Source organism: Acinetobacter sp. LipI_23 (assembly GCF_058243045.1).
Window position 1 is genome coordinate 254,744 of the sequence record NZ_JBZAYJ010000001.1, and the last position, 22,080, is coordinate 276,823.

Below are 22,080 nucleotides of genomic sequence, written 5' to 3' on the forward strand. Positions count from 1 at the left end.
AAAAAAGCCTATCGCTAAGATAGGCTTTTTTTTTATGTTAACTGTCCCGTCCTGAAATAAGTTTACACCTTTAAGAGGCTTATTTTATGGAACATGAACGAGAACAAAGAGTTAAACGTACACAAGGTGATTATAGCTTTGCCTTTAAAATGATGGTTGTACATGAAGTAGAAAAAGGGCAAATTACTTATAAACAAGCTCAGGCAAAATATGGTATTCAAGGAAGATCAACTGTGCTGGTATGGTTACGCAAGCACGGACAACAGGACTGGACTTCGAATATGCCGCCTTCTTCTAAACGCCAATTAACACCCCAACAACGAATCCGCCAATTAGAAAAGCAGTTAGCCGCAGAAAAGCTTAAAACTGAATTTATTCAGGATGTGATTTATCACATTGATAAAGAATGTGGGACTGATCTTGGAAAAAAGTATACCGAGCACGTTTCAAAGATTGGCAAAGCCAAAGAGGACTAAGCGTTTCACGTTATTGTCAGTGGTTGGGAATCACCCGACAAGCTTATTATCAAGCAGAAAAACGTGCTCAAATGACTGCACAAGCAACTGAACAAATACTTGAGTTGGTTATGGAATATCGTTGTCTCATGCCAAGTATCGGAACACGTAAGTTGTATTGGCTTATTAAAGGCAAATTGTTGCAGCGTGGTTTAAAGTGTGGACGGGATCAGTTATTTAAAATATTGAAAGAGCATAATTTATTGATTCGCCCCAAGCGTCGCTATACAAAAACTACGGATAGCAAGCATTGGATGAAGAAGCATCCAAATTTATTAAAGGATTATTCAGCAGTGCAAGCCAACGAAGTCTTTGTTAGTGATATTACTTATGTTGAGAGTGCTGAAGGCGTACATTATTTATCATTGGTGACAGATGCTTATACCCGTCAGATTAAAGGTTATAAGTTATCGAATGATATGCGTGCGGAGAATGTTATGCAGGCTCTACATATGGCGATGCAGCATGTGACGGATCGAGCGACTAGGATGATTCATCATTCAGACAGAGGCTCTCAGTATTGCTCTGAGCTATATCAATCGGCATTGCGCCATTATGGGATATGTCCTTCCATGACAGATGGATACCTTGCGAAACAGTGTTTCTCATATCAAAATGCATTAGCAGAGCGGATTAATGGAATATTAAAGCAGGAGTTTTTAACTACACGATGTCAAACCATGAAGGAGTTAGATCACTTAATTACGGAATCTATCATGATGAACCGTACCGGGTTTGTCGGAGACTTTTTTATTTAAGTTAGGCCACCTGACCTAACGGATTAATTTTATCATAGTACATTGCTTCAAAATCAAAAGGTGGCACATAACCTAGTGCACTATGTACACGCTCTTTATTGAACCAATCTACCCAATTTAATGTCGCAAGTTGTACATCCGCTAAACCTTGCCAATCTGCTTTTAAATATTCAATCACCTCTGTTTTGTATAAGCCATTCACTGTTTCAGCCAAAGCATTATCGTATGAATCACCAGTCGTACCGACTGATGCTCTTAAATTTGCTGCTTCTAAACGATTGGTATAACGAATGGAAAGATATTGCACACCTCTGTCGGAATGATGAATCACATTCTTTGGCATGCCTCGATCATGCAATGCTTGCTCAAGTGCATCGAGCACCATATCTGTATTCATCCGTGTAGATACTTTCCATCCAACAATTGCTCGTGAGAACACATCAATAATAAAGGCGGTATAGACCCAGCCTGAATGAGTTTGAATATACGTAAAGTCACTCACCCACAGTTGGTCAGGATGATCAGCATTAAAATTACGTTTCACTAAATCATCTGCTCTTTTTTGATCATCTCGGCTACGGGTGGTTTGTTTATTCTTACCACGCCAAACACCTTGTATACCTAGCTTCTGCATCAATCGAGCAACTGTACAACGTGCGATAACATAACCTTCACGTTTCAATTGTTGCCAGACCTTACGCACACCATATCGACCTGAACTTTCCTTCCAAATTCGTTTAATTTGTTCAGCATGATGCAAGTCATGTAGATCTCGCTTTGCTCGATGTTCTGGGTTTTCGCAGAGATCTAGAGTCCGGTAATAGGTTGAGGGTGCGATCGGTAAAATTCTACAAATCGCCTCGACTCCGTACAGCTCTTTATTATTATGGATAAAATCCACCATTATTTGTGTGGGCGGTCGAGCTCCGCCTGGGCGAAAAAAGCGGCTGCTTTACGTAGAATCTCATTGGCGCGTTGCAGTTCTTTATTTTCGCGTTCGAGTTGTTTGATACGTTCTTGGTCTGAAAGCTGCTGTACTTTAACTGGATTTAGTTTATCTAAATATTTTTGATACCAAACACGTAGTGTTTCAGGAGTACAACCTATCTTGGGAGCAATAGCGGTGATCGCAGCCCAATTCGATGGATAATCTTTTTCAGATTCAATCAATAATTGAACCGCTCTTTCTCTGATTTCAGGGGTATATTTTAATTTTGTCATCGGGATAGTCTCTCAGAATATTGACTCTCCGACAAACCCGGTACGGTTCATGATTTATAATTGCTATAGACCACATTTAAGTTTAAATATGAACACCCCGAATCAGATGTATGAGCAAACTAAAACCGAGCTAATTGCTTAACTCGGTTTGAAGTGGAATACTGTCAATCTATTTCAGGACAAGACAAACCCATTGGGTCAAGCGCCTTAATATCTGTTAAATGCATTGATTAAATTGGCGGAAAAGAAGCTGATGTGGATATCCGTGGATAAGTGAGAACTTATCCACAGTTCAGGCTAAATATCCGCCATGCCATTAAAATAAAGCTTCAAAACGGACCAAGGCACTGACGTAATGGCTGCGGTCTTCACGGTGATCGTTAAAATAATTTAAATCGCCTTGGATATAAAACCACTCGCGTAAGAAGGGTTGACGCCACGAGACAAAAGGCCCCCAACGGTTCAAGCGCAGGTCGTCGTTGTTGTAGAAACCGCCAGTGTAAATGCCGTAGTTAAAACGATTGCCATGAAAGAATTGGTGTTGTCTAAAGCTATAGTTATCCCAGAGCAGATCATCATCTTGTTCGTCGGCATAGGTCAGACTGAACTGATTGGATAAAAAGGGTTGATTGGGTCGTGCATGCGTCAGCTCTAGGTTGGTACGTAAGTAATTTTCACTGTCGATACCATAACGATAAATCTGTTCAGCATACGCACGAAAATCATTGTCGAGTTTCCATTCTTTCGATAACTCGATCCGCGCATAGATATCATCCCCTGAACGTACACCCAAGTCGAAATCGGTTTCAAAAGGCAGACGATCTGATAATTGCGACCATCTTAAAGCCAGTGAGATATTGGCATCACGGGTTTGGCGGCGATCAAATGTTTTATCGTTATTCGCACTGGGTGGATTTTCATTGGTAATTGCAACATTGTTTTGCAGTTCGTTATCTAATGAGTCATCCCCAAACACCACACTGAGTTTATGTTCTAAAGTTGGAAGTTTAACCCGCCCCCTAATCCGCGGTTTTACATCGTATTCATCATGTTTATTCCAGCGGTTATCGACCAAGACCCGTAAGGTGGCTGTGGCCGGTTTTTTAGGATCAGTTTCACCAAACCAATTGTCCATTTTAGTGGCTGTTCGGTCTGCCCAGTTTCGAACTTCTTTTTGCTGGCGGTCGACCCATGTGCGTTCTTCAGTGAGATCAGTCGTGGGCACAATCAGCTCGTCCGATTCTTCAGGTAGAACGGTTGGAAGTGAGTCAATCCACTGTGGAATTTGATATAAAAGTCCACTACCTTTGGGGGGCGATGCGATTTTGTCAATTTCAGCCACGTCGTGAGGTGGCACAAAATGTTGTGTGATGTTGGTATTGCTTTCCGCCCAAGCCACGTTGACGTATGTACCTAAACTTAGGCAGAAAAATAAAGAGATGGATCCCACATGTTGAGTTCTTAGCATGCTTTCGTACTTTATTGTTCTTCGATGTTTTAGTGTTGTAAATTTCACATAAGAACACAAGTAGAAAATACAAAACTCTACAACTCGCTGCCTAGTTGTTTTTGAATAGAATCAAATAATTGAAACACGGTGATAGGTTCAGGCAAAGTGGAAATCGTATTTTGAATCAGTTGCCAACTGACGCCGTGCTGTCGGTCTAAGACCAAGCACGGATACGCGATCTCGGCACGTGAGAGTTCAACCCGCTTTTGACCATGAATCACTCGAATTTTTTGTCGTTCTTTTAACACTAAAATGGGCGTATTTACGTCCGCGGAGCTTTCTTCAAACTGGATGAATTTACGGCTATTGAGTAGATCGACCAGAATAAATGGATGATAGTCTTCAATATGCCATACCAGTTTGGCCTGTTGGGTATACAGCTGAAAAATCGAAAATACATCATGCATGTGACCCTGTAGCTGCTCCCATTCAATTTCGCGAATGGCTGCGATTTGATGTTGACAACTCTGGGCAAATTGTTGGCTCAGACAAATGGCTTCCGTGGGACTGTCAGCACCAAATAGAGCCAAATAGTTAATAAACCCTCCGTGTTGATGGGTCTGTTCTGCCACATAGATGGGAGAGTCCAACCAGTGATCGAGTCGGTCGCTGTGAATCAGAAAATCGATATTTTGGCCGATCTCGGTGTGCCCTGAAATGTCGAGGCCATACAGCTTAGGATCTAAGTTTGGTTGATGCAGCGTGCGCAATTTCGCTTGATATTGCCCTAGATTGATCTGTGTGGGCAGTATGGGTTGCGCAGCAAGGGCTGTTGTTTCCGAGTTGTCTGTATAGCTATCCTGTACAGCAGGGCGTGGTGCTGTCACTTCGCTTTTAAGTCGATCTTGTGGTTCAGCTAAGATTGCTTGCCTTTGGATAAAGTCCTGAATGGCGAGCGTTGAAATAGATGCACTTGGCTTGAGGTCAAATGGAATGGGTGCAGCGGTCTCAATGATAAATTCTTCATGAGGCTGAGATAGCTTATCACTTAAAAGAGGCAGATGACTGAGAAGTGAATGATTTTCTGCTAATACTTCAGGTCGAGGCTCTAAATCTGTTTGTACGATATCGACCTGATTTTCAGGTTCCTTATCTTGTTTGATACTTAGCTCAATAGCATTGATTGAGACGACATCTTCTACAGCGCTTTGCTTAAAAGAGCTGAGTTTGGTTTGTTCAATTTGAGTTGCATTTGGGCTGCTGGCGAATGTGGGTTCTATTTCGGTATTGAAATGAAGCTCTGCTTCAGCCTCAGATAAAACTAGACTAGAATCTGGGCTGACTTCGGGGAGCAATAACTCAGAATCTTGGGGCTGCTCAGCCGATGAGTGATCATCTGTAGCAATGCTTAAAAGCTCAATACCCGTGAAGATAAAAGCGTCACTAACCACATTGTCCTGTGCATGCCCTATGCTAGTTTCTTCATCGAATGTTGTTGCAAGAGGGACGATAAACTGGTCTCGTGCAACTTCTGCAACTTCTGCAACTTCTGCAACTTCTGCAACTTCTGCAACTTCTGCAACTTCTGCAACTTCTGCAACTTCTGCAACTTCTGCAACTTCTGCAACTTCTGCAACTTCTGCAACTTCTGCAACTTCTGCAACTTCTGCAACTTCTGCAACTTCTGCAACTTCTGCAACTTCTGCAACTTCTACAACTTCTTCGGATATTTCTGGTGTCGTAAGAAAATGTGCGTTGTCGAGTTGTTGAGCGCTTTGTACATGGCTCAAAAACCATTGGTAGGTATGTTCAAACTTTATGTGCCATGGGCTGCTATATAGTGTAGCTGGAGTGCTTTGAAAAGCAATTTGCCAACCCAAACCTGATTTATATAAAACACCCCATGCGAAAGCCGCCTGCTGTTTTAAGGCATCGCTTAAAGCAGATTCATATTGAAATAGTCCAATATAGGCATGCTGGTAGGGGCTTTGCTGTATCCAGCGTTCAGCCGCAGCTTGAGGCTGAGTCAGCGCCTTATAGGCTTCGAGTTGTTTTTGAAAAATGGGTTCATCACAGAGTGCAAAGATTTCACGGATGCGTTTTTTCGAGCGTGCAATTTCAAAAAAAGACAGAGGTTGATGCTCCAAACCATCAATCAATTGATGCAGTTCTTTGATCAGCAGTGCTTTTTCGATTGCTTTCATGCGCTGAGCTCTAAAGTTGTTTTTGTGCTTGTTCCAAGTAGCTTGCCAAAACCATATTGATGGCCAGTTCAAGTAATTTATATTCGGCTGAAGTCGGCTGCGTATACTGCTGTGCAAACGCAATTAATTGATCAAGGTCAATGGCTTGGGGCGTAATACGGCCTTGGATGAGGGCTTGTAAATTTTGCATAGGTATGTGCTATTGAGTGCATTTAATTTATTGGTTTTGGAATTGGGTCTTCTTGTTTGATCATAATTAGAAAAGAATAAATAGGCAAAAATTATTCTGCTCTCGATACGAGAAAAGGGTAGTGAAAAATGTAGATAATTTCGATTTCAGCACAGATTGAATTAAATATTTTTGCCCTAGAGGGTTCATAGCTGAAATTTTTTGTCAGTTCTTTGCAATTTTGGGCAAAAAAATAGGCAATCAACATTGCCTATTTTTGACCAAGTCAGCGCAAATTACGCTTCTTGATGTGGTGCAGCCGCAGGAGCATCAGCCGTTGCCGTTTGAGTGTCTGCTGGTTTTTTTACAGGAAAATCTGGAACAAAAACAACTTGTGCAGAAACAGTTGCAGAAAGAGCCATTACAGCGACAGCCAAAGCATATTTAACAGCGTTCATGATATTTCCTCTAAAAAGGAGGTCTCACTAAGGAGACTGGGAGTTTTAAAAAGATAAATTTCGCATGAATAATATCAAAAAATGATCGATTTAAGCGCTGGTTTAGGCCAGTAAAAGATGAATGGTGAGTTCATTTATTGTTAAAAAACAATAAATTAGAATAAATACTCTAGTCTGGTATAGAGTTTTTACTCCAGCGCTAAACTGTTTAAATTTAAAGTGAAAATTTAGATTTTCAAGTTTGAAAGGAAGCTTGAAAGTAGGTCTTTTTTGTCTGAAATGAGACCTGAAGAAGGACGTAGAGTTACATGATTAATCGTTTAAATATTCACCATTTTGAAGTCTTTTGATTGTGCGCACTGTGTAAGTTTTTGCTGTGGAATGTTTAACTCATCTATTTTTGATTAAAAATTCACCTAAGATAAACAGGTAAAAACAACAATAGCTGAGGACAAACAGATGGCCATTGCAAAAGTGGTAGAAGTCAATTCAAGCAGTGCGAAAAGTTTTGAAGATGCGATTCAGACTGGGATCGCAAAAGTCACCGAGACGGTGAAGAATGTTCAAGGTGCTTGGATCAATGAACAAAAAGTGGTGATTAAGGACAACCAAATTGTAGAATATCGGGTCAATCTTAAAATTAGTTTCTTGGTCGATTAAACACAAGTCCATTTTTTTATAACCTATAAAAAATCCCCGCAGATCGGGGATTTTCTTATCTATGGATAGGGCTCAGTTCAGCTCTGAACCCAGTATCCTTATGATTGTTTTGGTGTTTCACAAGACTCATCGGAACACTGTGCCGCATTATTTTCTTCTGCTGGCATTTGTGCTTTTTCAAGGACTTGTAAAAAGACTTCACGCGGCTGTGCACCCGCTAAAGCCACACGTTGATCGAAAACAAAGAACGGCACACCCGTTACCTTCAGTTGTTCACGCGCCACTTCTTGGTCAAACTTCACGAAATCTGCGTATTCGTCAGAATCCAGCACATCATCTACTTCAACTGGGTTTAAGCCAATACGAGAGGCCACGTCTTCAATGGTTTCACGTTCACCAATCGGTAAGCCTTGCGTCATATAGCTAAAGAAAAAGGCTTCTTTAGCTTCATTGCCTAAACCATGGCTTTGAGCAAGGTGAATAATACGGTGTGCATTGAAACTGTTGCCTGAGTTGGCATTTTCCCAGTTAAATTCAATGCCTTCTTCCGCAGCCATTTTGGCAATATTACGTTGCATCTCTTCAACTTCAGCCACTGTGCGACCATATTTTAGTGCGAGACGTTCTGAGTTCGAAATTTCTTGGCGTGCTGGTGCATCTGGATCCAGTTCAAAACTGTGCCAATGCACTTCCAATTCCACACCAGCTTGTTCAGCCGCCGCTTCTAAACGTTTTTTGCCAATATAACAAAAAGGACAAACAACATCTGACCAAATATCTACACGCATGGGATTTCTCAAAATAGTAAAAAGAGCAACTAAGGAAATGATGGGGATGAGTTATAAAATTTAAAGCAGGGCCATTAAAAAAAGCTGTTTCGCTATGGATTCAATCAGTTGAACCCTCTGGGCTTGACCGTTTATCTGACAACTACGCAGCATAAAGATCGAAAAATATACAATAGAGTGAAGGTGCTCAGTTTGAGCATGCCTTTTTATATCTCTTATCGTTTGGGATTGTTTTATGAAATTTTTAAATTATCTTCCCATTTTTTGTTGCGCTCTTCTTATGCCGACTTTGCTGCAAGCCAATGGTGAGATCGTGAGTCTACCGACTTTTAAAACCATGGCGGAATCAGAGCTACGTGCTGAAACGGGCGTGATTCCTTATCAACAGGATGAAAACATTCGTAAAGCCTTGCAGCACCGTATCGTTCAGTTACAGGATGATGCGCAGTCTTTTGTGGTCGATCCGACCATCACTCAAAACATCGATATTTTGCCACCTGCGGTCACTGCAGATCTAAATTCTGTGCCTCCTTTGTTACGTGAACATGTCTTAAACATTGCCGCTGGTTTGCAGTCGTCTAATCCAACTGAAGGCTTGTATATCATGTTGCAGCCGTTTGGCATTGACCGTAATGCGACCAATGTACAAATTGCCCGTGAACAAATTTCGATTGGGCAGATTGATCGGAATTTTATGCAAGGGATTCAACAGAATAGTCAGCAACCGAGAACAGCTCCAGCGAAATAATACTTCCTAATTCTATCGCCAGTACATTCCTCATCCACTTGGGGAGTGGTACGGCCTTAGCGTCCTCAAATCTCGATAACATGTTGAAATATTGATCATGTGCCTTTATTTGCTATGATGAAATGAAATGAAGAGGAAGCTGAACATGCGACGTATCGTGTTGATTTTAGTTCTTGCGACCAGTGCCGTTTTTGGTTGGATGTTTTATCAGTATTCTCAACAACAAAAAGAGCAGCAGCAGCTACAAAGCTATGAAACGGTGCTGTATGAAAAGACCGAACAAATTTACAAACAAGCTCAAGATTGGACCACACCAATTCAAGTCGATGTAAAAGATCCACGTCTGACAGGTGAATATCAAATTATGGCGGAGTTTGTGCTCAGTCATATGCTGCAAAATGCCGAAGCGCGTAATCAATATCTGCGAGATTTAAAAGCCTTAAATTGGGATCAGTTTTTAAATATTGACCGATTAAGCAAAGACAAAAAGAACAATTATGCTGAAACGGAGCAAATGCTGAAAGATGTACATGCCGTTGTTGAGAGCTATGCTCAGCAGGTTGAACAACGTCAAAAAGATGCCATTGCTCAGGCCAAAGATTTAGCAATATCTTCGCGGTTCCGCCATCAACTGACTGACAGCATGAAAGCCAGTGAAAAAAGCCATGAAGCTACCCGCCTGTTTAGTCTTGAACAACAGAATTTAGCCAAAGCGGATCAAATTTTCTTGGTGCTGAAAAATAACCAATGGGAAAAGAAAAATAACACCTTTATGTTTTATGAAGATACACCACTACAGCAGTTTAATGCGCTGTATAAAGAGATTTTGGCACTGAATAGCCAGATGCTGCAGGTCGAAAAACAGACCCAAAAAGAGGTGGAACAGAAGTTATAACACCGTGCAAAGATGACAGTCTTGTAAGCGGACTGTCATCTGTTGTTCAAAATTGGCTGCTAGAGTAAAAGCATCACAACGATGACGACTTTTCAGTGCAGGCAGGTGAGTCATGAGAACCATACACGTTTTTGATGATATTCAGCATGTGTATAGTGAGTTTGTAGAAAATAAAAACTATCCAAAATTAGAACGTTTAAGCAACTGGGGGAAGAATCGATTTTTCTTCAACCAATATTTCAAAATGATCGAAGACTGGCACCACACCGAACAAATCGTGATTCAGTTCAACCAACAGTATTTCAGTCTAGATACGGGCAGCGCGCCTGACTTTATGGACAAAGAAAAGTATATGGCTTGGTTGATGGGCGAGCTCTTAATTTAAATCCTTTACAAAACAGCACAGCGCCTGATTCGTTCTAGGCGCTGTACTGTTATTGTCTTAATCAAAAATTTTATCGGCCGCTTGGAAGGGTAGACTGACCACATCAATTGCGACGGCAAAAGGCAGTAACACTAATTTTTCAAAAGGATTCATGCCCGACTTCGATTTATAACTTTCCTCTTGATGGGTATAAATGCTCACCTGATAAGGCTTACTCAAGGCTTTTAAGGAGGCTAAATTGTTCGCCGCAGGGTAAACCACACCTGCCAGTTTGATCTCGAAACAGAAACGCTGTGCAAACATGCGTTCATCGCTGGAACTTGAACATTCCTTCGCGCCATTTTGAATAAAAAATTCCAGATCTTTTTTGCTGATGTCTTCTTTGAGCTTCACATAGGACAGAGGTAATGTCCCTGTGAAATGACCATCATTCTTTTCTGAATAGAAACTTAGTTCTCGGGTGACTTGAATATTTTTCGGGTCCAGTTTTCCAATCAAGCTGACAAATTGAGGACCACCTTGGGTCAATATATAACTTTTTTGTTGGCCTGCAATCACTAAACTATGCGCAGGTAAATTCGGTAGAGGCTGAGCAGGTTTGCCAAAAGCCACCACTTGGTCTTCGATTAAGGTCACTTTGTTGGTACGGGTATAGGTTTTATTGTCTTTGGTCATCAGGGTTTTGGTGGCACAGCCTGTGAATAATGTTCCCATGACGCCTAAGCAAATGATGGTTTTTAAAGGTGATGCAAACATCGACAGACTCCGATTCATTTGAAATATAGTTAAGCTGAATTTTTATTGTCTTTAAGCCTATCATTAAAACGTTCAAAAAGGCGTCAAAGCTCAAAAGTTTAAAGTCATTAAAGTTCTATGAGTCGCTCAATGCAGGGGAGCGACAGATTTTATTTCTTACACATCTGTAGTTTTTAGTCACTGAATGAATGTTCATTTGAGTCTGAACTGGCTATGATCATACAAGCGTTCAATAATAAAAGATGGATTAGCAAATACGTCATAACAAAGGTGGGAATCGGCTGATGCAAGACTTGATTTTTTATAAAGAACTGCCTGTGTGGACTGCGCAGACCATTCCGCAAGGGTTTAAAAATCAACACAATACCAAAGCGGGTACGTGGGCAAAGCTAAAGATCTATCAAGGTGAGCTGAGTTTTGCTTTTTTAGATGAGGCAGGTCAAGTGCAATCTGAGCATCTATTTACCCCTCAGCAACAGCCACCATTTATTCAGCCTCAAGCATGGCACAAAATTGTTTCGACCAGCGATGACATAGAGTGTCAGTTGCAATTTTACTGTACCCCGCAGGATTATTTTTATAAGAAATATCAGCTTTCACCTACGCACTCAGAAATTTTGGCGGCTACGCCGTATTTACACGGTGGTCGGGCTTTGGATATCGGCTGTGGGCAGGGGCGAAATTCGCTGTATTTAAGCCAGCAAGGCTTTGAGGTGGATGCTTGGGATGTTAATCCGCAAAGTTTGCAAAAACTACAACGGATTATAGATGCCGAAGGTATTCTAAAGATTCATGTACAACAGTGTGACCTCGATGCTGACCCAAGCATTACAGGTACATACGACTTTATTTGCTGTACGGTGGTGATGATGTTTTTAGAAGCGCCAACGGTGAAACCATTGATTGCTCAGATGCAACAAGCTACCAAAGTGAACGGGTTGAATTTGATCGTCTGTGCGATGGATACCGATGATATTCCTGCGCAGCCTGACTTTCCTTTTGCTTTTAAAATAGGGGAATTAAGTCTGCTATACGATGGCTGGAACATCGTGAAATACAATGAAAATGTAGGGGAGCTGCATCGGGTCGATGAGCAGGGCAATCGGATTAAGCAGCATTTTGCGACGTTATTTGCGCAGCGTGTTTAATAAAAAATAAGCTCCTAAGAGCTTATTCAACGATTTTTAATTTTGGTCTTTTTGAGTCTTTATATTCTTTAAATAAAGTTAAGGATTTAAATGTTAAGTTATCAAAGTCCTCTTCAGAAATACCAATTTCACTAAGCATATCATTAACTGAAAAATTACCCTTTGCATCTAATAGTTTTAATAATTTTAGATGCAAAATTGACTGATCATGATGAGTCGGGTGGGGCTCATTTTTGTGATAACCTAAAGAATTGATCTTCATGCAATTACTTCTATAAACCCAATCTGTGAGTCGATTTAGTTTATGTGATTTGTAATTGATAGCTTGTAGTGAAACGCGCCAATAACTTTTATATTTGAGCATATTATTAATGCTCATTTCTTTCGGAGCTAATGAAAGAAAACTTTCATCAGGCATTAAAAAGCAAGAGGCAAAGCGATCAGCTTCACTTTCGCGTTTTTTATAATCGATTTCATCATTTGGTGTTTGTGTATCATAAATATGCAAAAAAATATGAGCTAATTCGTGTGCGGCATCGAATCTAGTTCGTTCTGCAGATTTAAACGTATCCAAAAGGACAAATGGCTGTCCATCAAGTGAAATAGATAAAGCATCGACTTCTCTAACATTTAATGGGAGTGAGAAAACTTTTATTCCTTTAAGCTCCAATAAGGAAATAATATTATTAATAGGCTGTACACCTAATCCCCATTCGCTTCTTACGCGCAAAGCAGCGATTTCTGGTGAGTCTTCACTATCTGGATCAAGGTTGTAATCATCTAAGATATTAAAAAATGGTAGGTTTTTAATATTCCTAGAAAAGTAAGAGCTAATACTTTCTGCTAAAGAAATATATTCTACAATTGCATTTGAATGAGATGCTTTGATTCTAGCTCTTGCCCTAAAATTCACTTCAGACATGCTGAAGGTTGTTAAATTTTTAACATCAAAAAATGACAATGGAACATTAAAAAGTTGAGAAGCCTTTTTCCAAAAATCATGAGGTAACGTCCTTTCCCCACTTAAATACTTTTTAAAAGTAGCTAATGGAGTATCTAGGGCTTCAGCTGTTTTTGAATGACTAAAACCGCGCAAATTTTGCGCGGCTTTGATACGATCAAGTTGGTACATACAAATTCTCATTAAAGCAAATTATTTAACTCATAGACGTTAAATAGCTTGTAAGTCTCCGAAGTCATCTTCGGTAATCGGATTATTCTCATCCGGAATTGGCACTTCATATGCTTCAGGAGCATTTGGAGATTCAGAGATAATTAATCTTAATGTATGATTAATAGGGTAGCACTTAGTTTTTTCACCTTCAGTAGATACCTTATGGATACTGGTAGCATATGCGATTTCAAATGGTAGAAAACTACTATTTTCAAAGTCAAGTAGATTACTTGGTTGATAGTAAACGATAAAAGTCCTGAAAAAACTTTCGTCTGCGTAATGCGATTTATTTGCTAATAATTTTAGCTCGGTTGCGTGACCTTTATGACATTTTGAGGTAATTACATTTAATTCGTTCCCGAATGCTTCATCGTTCGGAGACATAAATATTAGCTGTAAATTTTTCTCAGAATTAACAAGGCAAGGTTGACCATTCTTACGAATTAAAGACCATCCGAATGGTTCTAAGATTGTATCTGCATGTTCGCAGATATCACCCCATCGTCCCATAGCACGACCTGGATTCGTTTTCTTACGAATTGCTTACCCGCTGTTAGACAGCCGAAAAGCGAGCTGTAATTCATTCGTAATATCAAGCCCAAGTCCAATGAGCTTATTGCTAGCCTCAGTTCCTTGTAAGATTTCACAAGGAACTTGGTTTAACTCATTCCAATTCAAGCCATGAAACGTTCGTTGCATAAGTTTACTCTAAGAAAAATTTGTATACCAAACATAACATCATTTGATGATTTAAAAAGTATACAAATTAGAGTTTTTATTCAAATTATGTATCAAATTATTTCATAAAAAACCCCGCAATAAGCGGGGTTCTTTTTATCTCAGTATTTAACTAAATATTAAACACGTTCGATAATGGTCGCGATACCTTGACCCAAACCGATACACATCGTCGCAAGACCAATTTGCGTATCTTGCTGTTCCATCACGTTCAACAACGTCGTTGTAATACGCGAACCAGAACAGCCTAATGGGTGACCCAGTGCAATCGCACCACCATTTAAGTTAATGATGTCTTGCTTCTCATACACGCCTAAGCCTTTCATTACTGATAAGCCTTGAGCAGCAAATGCTTCGTTTAACTCGATAGTTTGGATATCTGCCATGCTTAAGCCAGCACGTTTAAGCGCTTTTTGAGTTGCAGGTACAGGACCATAACCCATGATCGCAGCGTCACAGCCTGCAACCGCCATAGAGCGAATCACAGCACGTGGCTTAAGACCTAGAGCTTGAGCACGTTCAGCAGACATCAGTAGCATTGCAGATGCACCATCAGACAAAGCTGAAGAAGTCGCAGCTGTTACTGTACCGCCTTTCGGGTCAAATACAGGACGTAAACCTTTGAATGCTTCAAGGTTTGCATCTGGACGAATCACTTCGTCGATGTCGCACAGGATTTTGAAGCCATTGGCATCATGACCTTCAACACCCACGATTTCATTTTTGAAACGGCCTTCTTGCGTTGCAGCCCAAGCGCGGCGGTGAGACTCAACACCAAACGCATCTTGTTCTTCACGCGTAATGCCGTTCATACGACCTAACATTTCAGCGGTTAAGCCCATCATGTTAGATGCTTTTGCATAGTGCTTAGACGCTTCAGGGTTCAGGTCGATGCCGTGCATCATCCCAACGTGACCCATGTGCTCTACACCACCGATGATGAAGATATCACCTTGGTTAGTTGCAATCTGTGCAGCAGCGGTGTGAAGCGCTTGCATAGATGAACCACAAAGACGGTTAACCGTTTGACCTGCCACAGTTTTTGGAAGGTCAGCCAATAAACCAATGTTACGGCCAATGTTCATACCTTGTTCTAGAGTCTGGTTTACACAGCCCCAGATCAGGTCTTCAACTTCATTGGTGTCAAACTGGTTACGAGCAACTAAAGCACGAACCAATTCAGCCGATAAGCTGTCAGCACGTACATTGCGGAACATACCGTTTTTGGTTTTACCCATTGCTGAACGTACGCCATCAACGATGACAACGTCACGTGGATTTAAAGTAGCCATTCACGTTGCTCCTTAACCGTAGAATTTTTTGTTGTTAGCAGCCATGTCACGCAACATTTGTGGCGCTTCATAAGCCTTACCTAAGTGTGCGTATTTGTCGCAAAGTGCAACGTATTCAGCAACACCTGTTTGGTCGATGTAACGGCATGGACCACCACGGAATGGAGGGAAACCTACACCCATAATCATCGCCATGTCTGCTTCAGAAGCAGTCGCTACGATGTTGTCTTCTAGGCAACGAACAGTTTCGTTACAGAAAGCAAGCATCATACGGTCAATGATTTCTTGAGCATCAAACTCGCGTTTTTCCGCAGTTGCCACAGTAGCAACAAGCTCATACGCAGTTGGATCAACCACTTTGGCTTTTTTGCCTTTACGGTCAAGTTCGTATTTGTAGAAACCAACGTCGTTCTTTTGACCCAAACGTTTGTTTTCGTACATGATTTCGATTGAACCTTTGAAGTCTGGCTTCATACGGTCAGGGAAACCTTCAGCCATGACTTCTGCACCGTGAACGCCCGTGTCGATACCAACAACGTCGATCAAGTATGCAGGACCCATTGGCCAACCGAATTTTTCCATGACTTTGTCGACTTGCTGGAAGTCTGCGCCATCTTTAAGTAACAAGTCGAATGCACCAAAGTAAGGGAACAATACGCGATTCACCAAGAAGCCTGGGCAGTCGTTCACAACGATTGGTGTTTTACCCATTTTCTGAGCAAGAACCACAGTCGTCGCAATCGCTTCAGCCGAAGTCTTCTCACCACGGATCACTTCTACCAATGGCATCATGTGTACTGGGTTAAAGAAGTGCATACCGACAAAGTTTTCAGGACGTTGTAGGTTTTCAGCCAAACGTGTGATTGAAATGGTTGAAGTATTTGAAGCAATGATCGTGTTGTCACGAACATTCTTCTCAGTTTCAGCAAGTACAATGCCTTTTACTTTTGGATTTTCAGTCACCGCTTCAATCACGATGTCCACTTCTTTAAACTCGTCATAGCTTAAAGTTGGACGGATGCGCGCAAGCGTTTCACCCATTTGAGCAGGTTTCATCTTCTTACGTTCAACTTGTTTGGTCAGTAAGCCATTGGCTTCTTTCATACCCAAAGCAAGTTGTGGATTACCAATGTCTTTCATGATAATAGGTGTGCCTTTGCTTGCCGCTTGGTAAGCAATACCGCCACCCATGATACCCGCGCCTAATACAGCCGCTTGGTTTACAGGGTGTGCACCTTTTTCATATTTCTTCGAAGTTTTCTTCACCACTTGGTCATTGATGAATAAACCAATCAATGCACCTGCTTGTGGTGTAATGGCTGCTTTTGCAAAACCAGCCGCTTCAGCTTGAAGTGCTTCATTACGTGGAAGGCTTGCACCTGCTTGTAATGAGTCAAGAAGAAGTTTAGGCGCAGGGTATTGAGCAGGATTTGCTTTTGCAAGAACTGCACCTTTCGCCGAGTTGAACGCCATCATTTGTTCGATTGGGTTCAATTTAACTGGGTCAAGTTTTTCCTGACGTTTTGCTTTCCAGTCTACACGGCCAGCAAGGGCTTGTTTAACCAAGTCAATTGCAGCGTCTTGTAGTTTGTCTGCAGCAACAACCGCATCAACCGCACCGTCTTTCAGTGCAGCAGCTGGTTTTTTAGGATTAGCCATCGCCATCCATTCAACTGCATTGTCGATACCAATTAGACGGCTTAAACGAACCGTACCACCGAAACCAGGGAAGATGCCCAGTTTGATTTCAGGAAGACCGACTTGAGCCGCGTCTGACATCACACGATAGTCACACACTAGACACATTTCAAAGCCACCGCCCAATGCCATACCATTGATCGCTGCAACTTTAGGAATCTCTAAATCTTCAAATGCGTTGAAGATGTCGTGAACAGGCAATGCCCAATCCACAATCGCTTGTTCGCCTTGAGCGAAGTTTGCACCAAATTCAGTAATATCTGCGCCAACGATAAATGTAGATTTAGCCGAAGTAACGATTAAGCCTTTGATGTCACCGTTTGCTTTAACAGCGTCAATTGCAGCTTTGAAATCTTCAATCGTTGCACGGTTAAATTTGTTGACCGACTCACCTTGTAAGTCAAAGCGGAATTCTGCAATTCCGTCCGAAAGCATTTGGACGGTAATGGCATTGCCAGCGTGGATCATGCCTGATCTCCTTTATTTTGGAGGACTTCTAAGTTGATGTTGTGAAGCGAGTACGTCATTCCTACGTACATCTATGCTCCGCCAATCTTACGATAACTATATCGAAAAAGAACATAACAAGTTGTATCAAGCCGTGACGCAAGGGTCATCTATTTTTATTCAATTATTTCGTGTGCTTGCGTGATGTATTTTTGAATGATGCGACCTAAATAGAGTGAAGTTTTTGTTTCATTTAGGATTTTTTATGGATGAGTGCTCAAAAAATGATTAGACAGCGCCCTTATGTTTCAAGTCAACCTTTGCGCCGATTTTGGCAATTTAGTCAATGCTGCACTTGCAGGTAAACCCAAACAGAATGAAAACTTGTGATGAAAAGCTGGAAATAGGACGTACTTTGCAGCCTATGTTACAATTTGCAGTCTAGACCGAATACCGGTCTTTTTCTTTTATTTCGTTTTCTTTGGTTTCCAGGTTTTCATATGATTAAGTGGATCATTCTGGCGATTTTTATTCTTTCTGCACTTTATATTCAGCAACGTGGGAAGGTTCGTCACTCGTTTTATCGTCAATTTTTCGATCATTCAACGATTCTTGCACCGATTAACTACCTCATGTACATGTTTTCAAAGGTGCCGAATCAGCCGTATATCGACACTCAGCATTTTCAAGACTTAAAAGTGTTGGATGAAAACTGGGAAATGATTCGTGATGAAGCAAAAGCTTTATATGAAAAAGGCGGAATTAAAGCATCGAGTAGTTATGATGACTTGGGGTTTAATTCCTTTTTCAAAACAGGCTGGAAGCGTTTTTATCTGAAATGGTATGATTCTGCACATCCGTCAGCCGCTGAACTTTGTCCAAAAACCACAGCCTTGCTGAAAACCTTGCCGACGATTAAAGCCGCGATGTTTACCGAACTGGCACCAGACAGCCGTTTGGTTCGTCACCGTGACCCCTATGCGGGTTCATTACGTTATCACTTGGGGCTGATCACACCGAACGATGACCGCTGCTTTATTGATGTGGATGGTGAGCGCTATTCATGGCGTGATGGAGAAAGTGTGGTCTTTGATGAAACCTATATTCACTATGCAGAAAATAAGACCGATCAAAACCGCATTATTTTCTTTGCCGATGTCGAGCGTCCGTTAAAGACACGCTTTATGGAACGTTTCAATCACTGGTTTGGTAAAAAAGTTATGACCGCTGCCAGCTCTCCAAATGAAGCAGGAGATCAAACGGGTGGGCTGAATAAAGTCTTTGGTTATGTCTATCAAGTGCGGATCAAAGCCAAAGCTTTGAAGAAAACCAACCGTCAACTGTACTACTTCTTAAAGTGGTTCCTGATGCTCGGAATTTTCTTCCTGATCTTTGTTCGACCTTATGTTTTTTAAAGCACATTAAACGCACTGAGGGGCGTTTTTTATTTGGACAGAAAAGGGGAAGCCTATCTGCGCTTTTGATTTTCTATTTATTTCAAGGCTTACAGTGGATTCGAACCACGCATGGCTTTATGCTTTATCCAGTTAAAACTAAAAACAATATGAGCGCGTATCTGTGTCACTTTTAAGATCGCAACTTATAACTTAGATCAAGCATGAGGTTTCAAGGTGCAAAAGTTTCGTTCGAAGATGGACTGGTGGTTTTTGGGGTTTATTATTGCCATGTCAGGCCTGTTGGCCCAATTGATTTTGACCACCAATGGCAAAGGCATTTTGATGCAAAATCTTTTGTTCGTTGTGGTCTATGCTTTGACTATTGTTTTGCTGTGGTGGCCGCTATGGAGTACCCGCTATGTGGTCGATCAGGAGCAACTGACAATTCGCAGTCTCTGTTTTAAATGGATCATTCCCTTAAGCGCAATACAGTCAGTTTCTGAAACAGATAATTCGATCAGTTCACCTGCCTTGTCCTTAGACCGTCTAAAGATTGAATACCTGAAACAGGGCCAAACCAAAACCATTTTGGTGTCACCGAAAGACAAAGTAGCGTTTAAAGCTGCGTTAAAATTGTCATAAATACAGTCTTAGGCAAGTTGTATGTTTTACGGGCCTAAGCGAGTGAAAGCCTTGCTCAAATATGCGGTGAGGACTAAAGTAAAATAAACTTGAGTCCTGTTCACCCCTACAAACCTCCATTTGCAAAACGTCTACTTGCCGTTGAAGGATATTCTTATGAAGTCGTATCAATTGAGTCCGACACAAATTCAAACTTTAGTACCGCATATGGGAAGTTGTATCGCTTCAGATATGATTACGGTGCAAGGCCTAAAAGTAGCCTACATGTACCGTGAAGAAGCACAATCTAGTGAGGAAAGTGGTTGGGTTTTTTTATCGGGTGAAGAAGGAGATGACTATATTGAAGACCCTGAAAATTTAGGTTTTTATGAGGTCAATGTGATTGCCAACTATGATACGGACATCATTGCTCACTTAAATGCGCCTGCGGGAAGTCACTTTGCCCGCAATGAGCAAGGTGTGTTTGAACGGATCGATTTTGAAGCGATGGATCTGGAGTAAGCCTTCAACCTCAGCATCAACGTCTTTTACTAGCCAGACTAGCTTTGAAATGCACTTGTCATGTGCTTGAAATGCGTCAGACATGCCCAATCTAAAAGACAGATCAAAGGCTAAGCCTACGCAAAACAGTTGACGGCGAGCCGAGAAAATTAGGGAACCCTGTGAACGAAAACGCACGAGAACATATCGAAAAAATTCTAGCTAATATGACCACACTGCCGGGCGTTTATCGCATGCTCGGCAAAGACGGTGAACTGCTGTATGTGGGCAAAGCGAAAAATTTAAAAAATCGTGTCTCGAGCTATTTTGTCAAAACCATTGAGCACCCGAAGACCCAAGCTTTGGTGGCGCGTATTTATGACATCGAAACCTTAGTCGTTCGTTCCGAAACTGAAGCATTGCTGCTTGAACAAAACCTGATTAAGCTGCACCGTCCTCCGTATAACATCATGCTCAGGGACGATAAGTCCTATGTGTATATCTTTGTCTCTGCCGATAAACCTTATCCACGGATTGCATCGGGTCGAGGCAAAGGCAAACACCAAGTTGGAAAGTTTTTTGGACCGTATCCGAGTGCTTATAATGCACGGGATACTTTGTTGGTTTTGCAAAAGCTGTTTAATGTTCGTCAGTGTGAAAATAGCTATTTTTCACAGCGTAAGCGTCCTTGTTTGCAGTATCAAATCAAACGTTGTTCAGCGCCGTGTGTAGGACTCATTAGCCCTGAAGAGTATAAAAATGATGTCGATAACTCGATTCGTTTTTTACAAGGGGACACCAAAGAGCTGAATCAAGAACTGATTGCGAAAATGGAGCAAGCGGCCGAAGCCCTAGAATTTGAGAAAGCGGTGTTTTACCGTGACCGTATGGCGCTGCTACGGGATGTCCAGTCACAACAAGCCATTTATAAGCTCAAAGGTGAGGCCGATATTTTAGCGATTGCCTATCAGGCAGGAGTGACCTGTGTGCAGATTATGCATGTGCGCAACGGGAAAATGCTCGGAGGAAAAAGTTATTTTCCAGATATGCTCGGAGATGATTTGGGGCAAATGCTGGCCGACTTCATAGCGAACTTTTATTTCCAAGTGGCGGATGAAGTACCCAGTGAGGTGATTGTAAATGTCGAATTGCCCGATCGACAAGAACTGGAACAAGCGTTACAACAACAGTTTGATAAGAAAGTACAGATTAAACATAGCGTGCGTGAGACACGTGCAGAGTGGTTAGAGCTGGCACAGATGAATGTGCAGCATGCGATCAAAGGGCAATTGGCCAATCACTTTGAACTGAATGAGCGTTTCCATCAACTTGAACAAGTGGTGGGACGTCCGATTGATCGGATCGAATGTTTTGACATCTCACATACCATGGGCGAAGAAACCGTGGCTTCGTGTGTGGTGTTCGACAGTGGCGGCATTCGTAAGCGCGATTATCGTCAGTTTTCAATTCAAGACATTACCGCGGGTGATGACTATGCCGCAATGCGTCAAGCGCTGACCCGTCGTTATAAAAAAGCCATGCTGCCTGATTTATTGCTGATTGATGGTGGCAAAGGGCAGTTGCATATGGCGATGGACGTCATGCAAGAGCTGGGTTTAGAGGCCTTTATGGTCGGGGTGTCAAAAGGCGAGGGGCGTAAACCGGGCCTTGAAACCCTACACTTTACCGATGGAACTAAAATTCAGTTGCCTGAAGATCATAAAGCGTTGCATTTGATACAACAGGTGCGTGATGAGGCACATCGCTTTGCGATAACTAAACACCGAGCCAAACGTGATAAAAAACGGGGTTCATCGATTTTGGAAGTGATCCCGGGTTTGGGGCCGAAACGCCGTCGTGATTTGTTAACGCACTTTGGCGGGATTCAAGGGGTGTTGAAGGCCTCCGAGAAAGACTTAACCCTAGTCCCCGGTTTGGGCGAAGTGATGGCCCGCACCATTTATAAAGTTTTGCATGAATAGAACCGCATCTACTGCGATGGCAAAAGTGCTTATTGACCCATGGGTCATTGATCATTCACATTGGTTGAATTGTGT

The 22,080-nt window shown here is 41.7% G+C and carries 21 protein-coding genes, 1 pseudogene and 1 other annotated feature; of the genes and pseudogenes, 10 read left to right on the top strand and 12 right to left on the bottom strand.

The annotated features are described in order from the left end of the window. Positions 1 to 86: 86 nt before the first annotated feature. Positions 87 to 1,237: pseudogene (locus tag AC4CVD_RS01275) on the top strand (IS3 family transposase); the annotation flags it as partial. 37 nt (positions 1,238 to 1,274) lie between these two features. Here the strand turns inward: AC4CVD_RS01275 and AC4CVD_RS01280 are convergent. The 5 genes from AC4CVD_RS01280 to AC4CVD_RS01300 form a co-directional block, all read right to left on the bottom strand. Beyond that, positions 1,275 to 2,494 (bottom strand): IS3 family transposase gene (locus AC4CVD_RS01280; protein ID WP_490751771.1). Its coding sequence is split into 2 segments (ribosomal slippage): positions 1,275 to 2,218 and positions 2,218 to 2,494, totalling 1,221 coding nucleotides; the frame shifts between segments, so codons are not numbered across the junction. Further along, positions 2,103 to 2,219 (bottom strand) — a sequence feature (AL1L pseudoknot). It overlaps the preceding gene by 117 nt. Positions 2,495 to 2,810: 316 nt before the next feature. Beyond that, positions 2,811 to 3,962, bottom strand: a complete 1,152-nt coding sequence (locus AC4CVD_RS01285) for a hypothetical protein (RefSeq protein WP_490751773.1) — start codon at positions 3,960 to 3,962, stop codon at positions 2,811 to 2,813. A 77-nt stretch (positions 3,963 to 4,039) separates the two neighbouring features. Continuing rightward, positions 4,040 to 6,148 (bottom strand): hypothetical protein, encoded by a 2,109-nt coding sequence (locus tag AC4CVD_RS01290; protein ID WP_490751775.1) that lies wholly within the window; start codon positions 6,146 to 6,148, stop codon positions 4,040 to 4,042. Positions 6,149 to 6,158: 10 nt separating this feature from the next. Next, on the bottom strand, positions 6,159 to 6,338 hold the full coding sequence (locus AC4CVD_RS01295) for a hypothetical protein (RefSeq protein WP_017397192.1): 180 nt from the start codon (positions 6,336 to 6,338) through the stop codon (positions 6,159 to 6,161). A gap of 275 nt (positions 6,339 to 6,613) precedes the next feature. Beyond that, positions 6,614 to 6,775 (bottom strand): hypothetical protein, encoded by a 162-nt coding sequence (locus AC4CVD_RS01300; protein WP_004692748.1) that lies wholly within the window; start codon positions 6,773 to 6,775, stop codon positions 6,614 to 6,616. A gap of 459 nt (positions 6,776 to 7,234) precedes the next feature. Here AC4CVD_RS01300 and AC4CVD_RS01305 point away from each other — a divergent pair, with 459 nt between their 5' ends. Next, positions 7,235 to 7,435 (top strand): dodecin family protein, encoded by a 201-nt coding sequence (locus AC4CVD_RS01305; RefSeq protein ID WP_004978694.1) that lies wholly within the window; start codon positions 7,235 to 7,237, stop codon positions 7,433 to 7,435. A 98-nt stretch (positions 7,436 to 7,533) separates the two neighbouring features. Here the strand turns inward: AC4CVD_RS01305 and AC4CVD_RS01310 are convergent, their stop codons facing one another. After that, the gene (locus tag AC4CVD_RS01310) at positions 7,534 to 8,223 is read right to left on the bottom strand and encodes a DsbA family oxidoreductase (RefSeq protein WP_490751777.1); all 690 of its coding nucleotides are present in this window, start codon (positions 8,221 to 8,223) and stop codon (positions 7,534 to 7,536) included. Positions 8,224 to 8,458: 235 nt separating this feature from the next. On the opposite strand from AC4CVD_RS01310, the gene AC4CVD_RS01315 reads away from it, so the two are divergent. The 3 genes from AC4CVD_RS01315 (at position 8,459) to AC4CVD_RS01325 (ending at position 10,251) form a co-directional block, all read left to right on the top strand. Further along, positions 8,459 to 8,971, top strand: a complete 513-nt coding sequence (locus AC4CVD_RS01315) for a hypothetical protein (protein WP_490751779.1) — start codon at positions 8,459 to 8,461, stop codon at positions 8,969 to 8,971. A 145-nt stretch (positions 8,972 to 9,116) separates the two neighbouring features. Next, complete coding sequence (locus tag AC4CVD_RS01320; RefSeq protein ID WP_490751781.1) at positions 9,117 to 9,866, top strand: hypothetical protein; 750 nt, start codon at positions 9,117 to 9,119, stop codon at positions 9,864 to 9,866. 112 nt (positions 9,867 to 9,978) lie between these two features. Next, complete coding sequence (locus AC4CVD_RS01325) at positions 9,979 to 10,251, top strand: hypothetical protein (protein ID WP_005400961.1); 273 nt, start codon at positions 9,979 to 9,981, stop codon at positions 10,249 to 10,251. Between the two features lie 57 nt (positions 10,252 to 10,308). Here AC4CVD_RS01325 and AC4CVD_RS01330 read toward each other — a convergent pair whose 3' ends face one another. Continuing rightward, complete coding sequence (locus AC4CVD_RS01330) at positions 10,309 to 11,007, bottom strand: YidX family protein (protein ID WP_490751783.1); 699 nt, start codon at positions 11,005 to 11,007, stop codon at positions 10,309 to 10,311. Positions 11,008 to 11,291: 284 nt separating this feature from the next. Here AC4CVD_RS01330 and tehB point away from each other — a divergent pair, with 284 nt between their 5' ends. Beyond that, a complete protein-coding gene (gene tehB / locus AC4CVD_RS01335; RefSeq protein WP_490751785.1) occupies positions 11,292 to 12,155 on the top strand; it encodes an SAM-dependent methyltransferase TehB in 864 nt (287 codons plus the stop codon). Positions 12,156 to 12,177: 22 nt separating this feature from the next. On the opposite strand, the gene AC4CVD_RS01340 is transcribed toward tehB, so the two are convergent. The 5 genes from AC4CVD_RS01340 to fadB form a co-directional block, all read right to left on the bottom strand. Continuing rightward, positions 12,178 to 13,287: an ImmA/IrrE family metallo-endopeptidase gene (locus AC4CVD_RS01340; protein ID WP_039890300.1), complete on the bottom strand. Its 1,110-nt coding sequence runs from the start codon at positions 13,285 to 13,287 to the stop codon at positions 12,178 to 12,180. A 39-nt stretch (positions 13,288 to 13,326) separates the two neighbouring features. Further along, positions 13,327 to 13,839, bottom strand: a complete 513-nt coding sequence (locus AC4CVD_RS01345) for a hypothetical protein (RefSeq protein WP_490751787.1) — start codon at positions 13,837 to 13,839, stop codon at positions 13,327 to 13,329. A 33-nt stretch (positions 13,840 to 13,872) separates the two neighbouring features. Continuing rightward, positions 13,873 to 14,028 (bottom strand): hypothetical protein, encoded by a 156-nt coding sequence (locus tag AC4CVD_RS01350; protein ID WP_490751789.1) that lies wholly within the window; start codon positions 14,026 to 14,028, stop codon positions 13,873 to 13,875. A 158-nt stretch (positions 14,029 to 14,186) separates the two neighbouring features. Next, positions 14,187 to 15,359 carry an acetyl-CoA C-acyltransferase FadA gene (gene fadA / locus AC4CVD_RS01355; protein ID WP_004692736.1) on the bottom strand — a complete coding sequence of 391 codons (1,173 nt, stop codon included), beginning with the start codon at positions 15,357 to 15,359 and terminating at the stop codon, positions 14,187 to 14,189. A 12-nt stretch (positions 15,360 to 15,371) separates the two neighbouring features. Continuing rightward, positions 15,372 to 17,525: a fatty acid oxidation complex subunit alpha FadB gene (gene fadB, locus AC4CVD_RS01360; RefSeq protein ID WP_005400956.1), complete on the bottom strand. Its 2,154-nt coding sequence runs from the start codon at positions 17,523 to 17,525 to the stop codon at positions 15,372 to 15,374. Between the two features lie 479 nt (positions 17,526 to 18,004). On the opposite strand from fadB, the gene lpxO reads away from it, so the two are divergent. The 4 genes from lpxO (at position 18,005) to uvrC (ending at position 22,005) form a co-directional block, all read left to right on the top strand. Then, on the top strand, positions 18,005 to 18,919 hold the full coding sequence (gene lpxO, locus AC4CVD_RS01365) for a lipid A hydroxylase LpxO (RefSeq protein WP_114837138.1): 915 nt from the start codon (positions 18,005 to 18,007) through the stop codon (positions 18,917 to 18,919). Between the two features lie 216 nt (positions 18,920 to 19,135). After that, positions 19,136 to 19,543, top strand: coding sequence for a PH domain-containing protein (locus AC4CVD_RS01370; RefSeq protein ID WP_490751792.1), 408 nt, complete (start codon positions 19,136 to 19,138; stop codon positions 19,541 to 19,543). A 156-nt stretch (positions 19,544 to 19,699) separates the two neighbouring features. Then, positions 19,700 to 20,044 carry a DUF2185 domain-containing protein gene (locus tag AC4CVD_RS01375; protein ID WP_004692732.1) on the top strand — a complete coding sequence of 115 codons (345 nt, stop codon included), beginning with the start codon at positions 19,700 to 19,702 and terminating at the stop codon, positions 20,042 to 20,044. A gap of 161 nt (positions 20,045 to 20,205) precedes the next feature. Then, positions 20,206 to 22,005: an excinuclease ABC subunit UvrC gene (gene uvrC / locus AC4CVD_RS01380; RefSeq protein ID WP_490751794.1), complete on the top strand. Its 1,800-nt coding sequence runs from the start codon at positions 20,206 to 20,208 to the stop codon at positions 22,003 to 22,005. Positions 22,006 to 22,080: the final 75 nt, after the last annotated feature.

What these genes read in the sequence shown, in the direction of transcription:
- AC4CVD_RS01290 (WP_490751775.1), bottom strand. Translation starts at nt 6,148, where the DNA reads ATGAAAGCAATCGAAAAAGCACTGCTGATCAAAGAACTGCATCAATTG.
- AC4CVD_RS01320 (WP_490751781.1), top strand. Translation starts at nt 9,117, where the DNA reads ATGCGACGTATCGTGTTGATTTTAGTTCTTGCGACCAGTGCCGTTTTT.
- fadB (WP_005400956.1), bottom strand. Translation starts at nt 17,525, where the DNA reads ATGATCCACGCTGGCAATGCCATTACCGTCCAAATGCTTTCGGACGGA.
- AC4CVD_RS01375 (WP_004692732.1), top strand. Translation starts at nt 19,700, where the DNA reads ATGAAGTCGTATCAATTGAGTCCGACACAAATTCAAACTTTAGTACCG.
- AC4CVD_RS01295 (WP_017397192.1), bottom strand. Translation starts at nt 6,338, where the DNA reads ATGCAAAATTTACAAGCCCTCATCCAAGGCCGTATTACGCCCCAAGCC.
- AC4CVD_RS01310 (WP_490751777.1), bottom strand. Translation starts at nt 8,223, where the DNA reads ATGCGTGTAGATATTTGGTCAGATGTTGTTTGTCCTTTTTGTTATATT.
- fadA (WP_004692736.1), bottom strand. Translation starts at nt 15,359, where the DNA reads ATGGCTACTTTAAATCCACGTGACGTTGTCATCGTTGATGGCGTACGT.
- AC4CVD_RS01345 (WP_490751787.1), bottom strand. Translation starts at nt 13,839, where the DNA reads ATGGGACGATGGGGTGATATCTGCGAACATGCAGATACAATCTTAGAA.
- AC4CVD_RS01305 (WP_004978694.1), top strand. Translation starts at nt 7,235, where the DNA reads ATGGCCATTGCAAAAGTGGTAGAAGTCAATTCAAGCAGTGCGAAAAGT.
- AC4CVD_RS01300 (WP_004692748.1), bottom strand. Translation starts at nt 6,775, where the DNA reads ATGAACGCTGTTAAATATGCTTTGGCTGTCGCTGTAATGGCTCTTTCT.
- AC4CVD_RS01350 (WP_490751789.1), bottom strand. Translation starts at nt 14,028, where the DNA reads ATGCAACGAACGTTTCATGGCTTGAATTGGAATGAGTTAAACCAAGTT.
- AC4CVD_RS01340 (WP_039890300.1), bottom strand. Translation starts at nt 13,287, where the DNA reads ATGTACCAACTTGATCGTATCAAAGCCGCGCAAAATTTGCGCGGTTTT.
- AC4CVD_RS01325 (WP_005400961.1), top strand. Translation starts at nt 9,979, where the DNA reads ATGAGAACCATACACGTTTTTGATGATATTCAGCATGTGTATAGTGAG.
- AC4CVD_RS01315 (WP_490751779.1), top strand. Translation starts at nt 8,459, where the DNA reads ATGAAATTTTTAAATTATCTTCCCATTTTTTGTTGCGCTCTTCTTATG.
- tehB (WP_490751785.1), top strand. Translation starts at nt 11,292, where the DNA reads ATGCAAGACTTGATTTTTTATAAAGAACTGCCTGTGTGGACTGCGCAG.
- AC4CVD_RS01330 (WP_490751783.1), bottom strand. Translation starts at nt 11,007, where the DNA reads ATGTTTGCATCACCTTTAAAAACCATCATTTGCTTAGGCGTCATGGGA.
- lpxO (WP_114837138.1), top strand. Translation starts at nt 18,005, where the DNA reads ATGATTAAGTGGATCATTCTGGCGATTTTTATTCTTTCTGCACTTTAT.
- AC4CVD_RS01285 (WP_490751773.1), bottom strand. Translation starts at nt 3,962, where the DNA reads ATGCTAAGAACTCAACATGTGGGATCCATCTCTTTATTTTTCTGCCTA.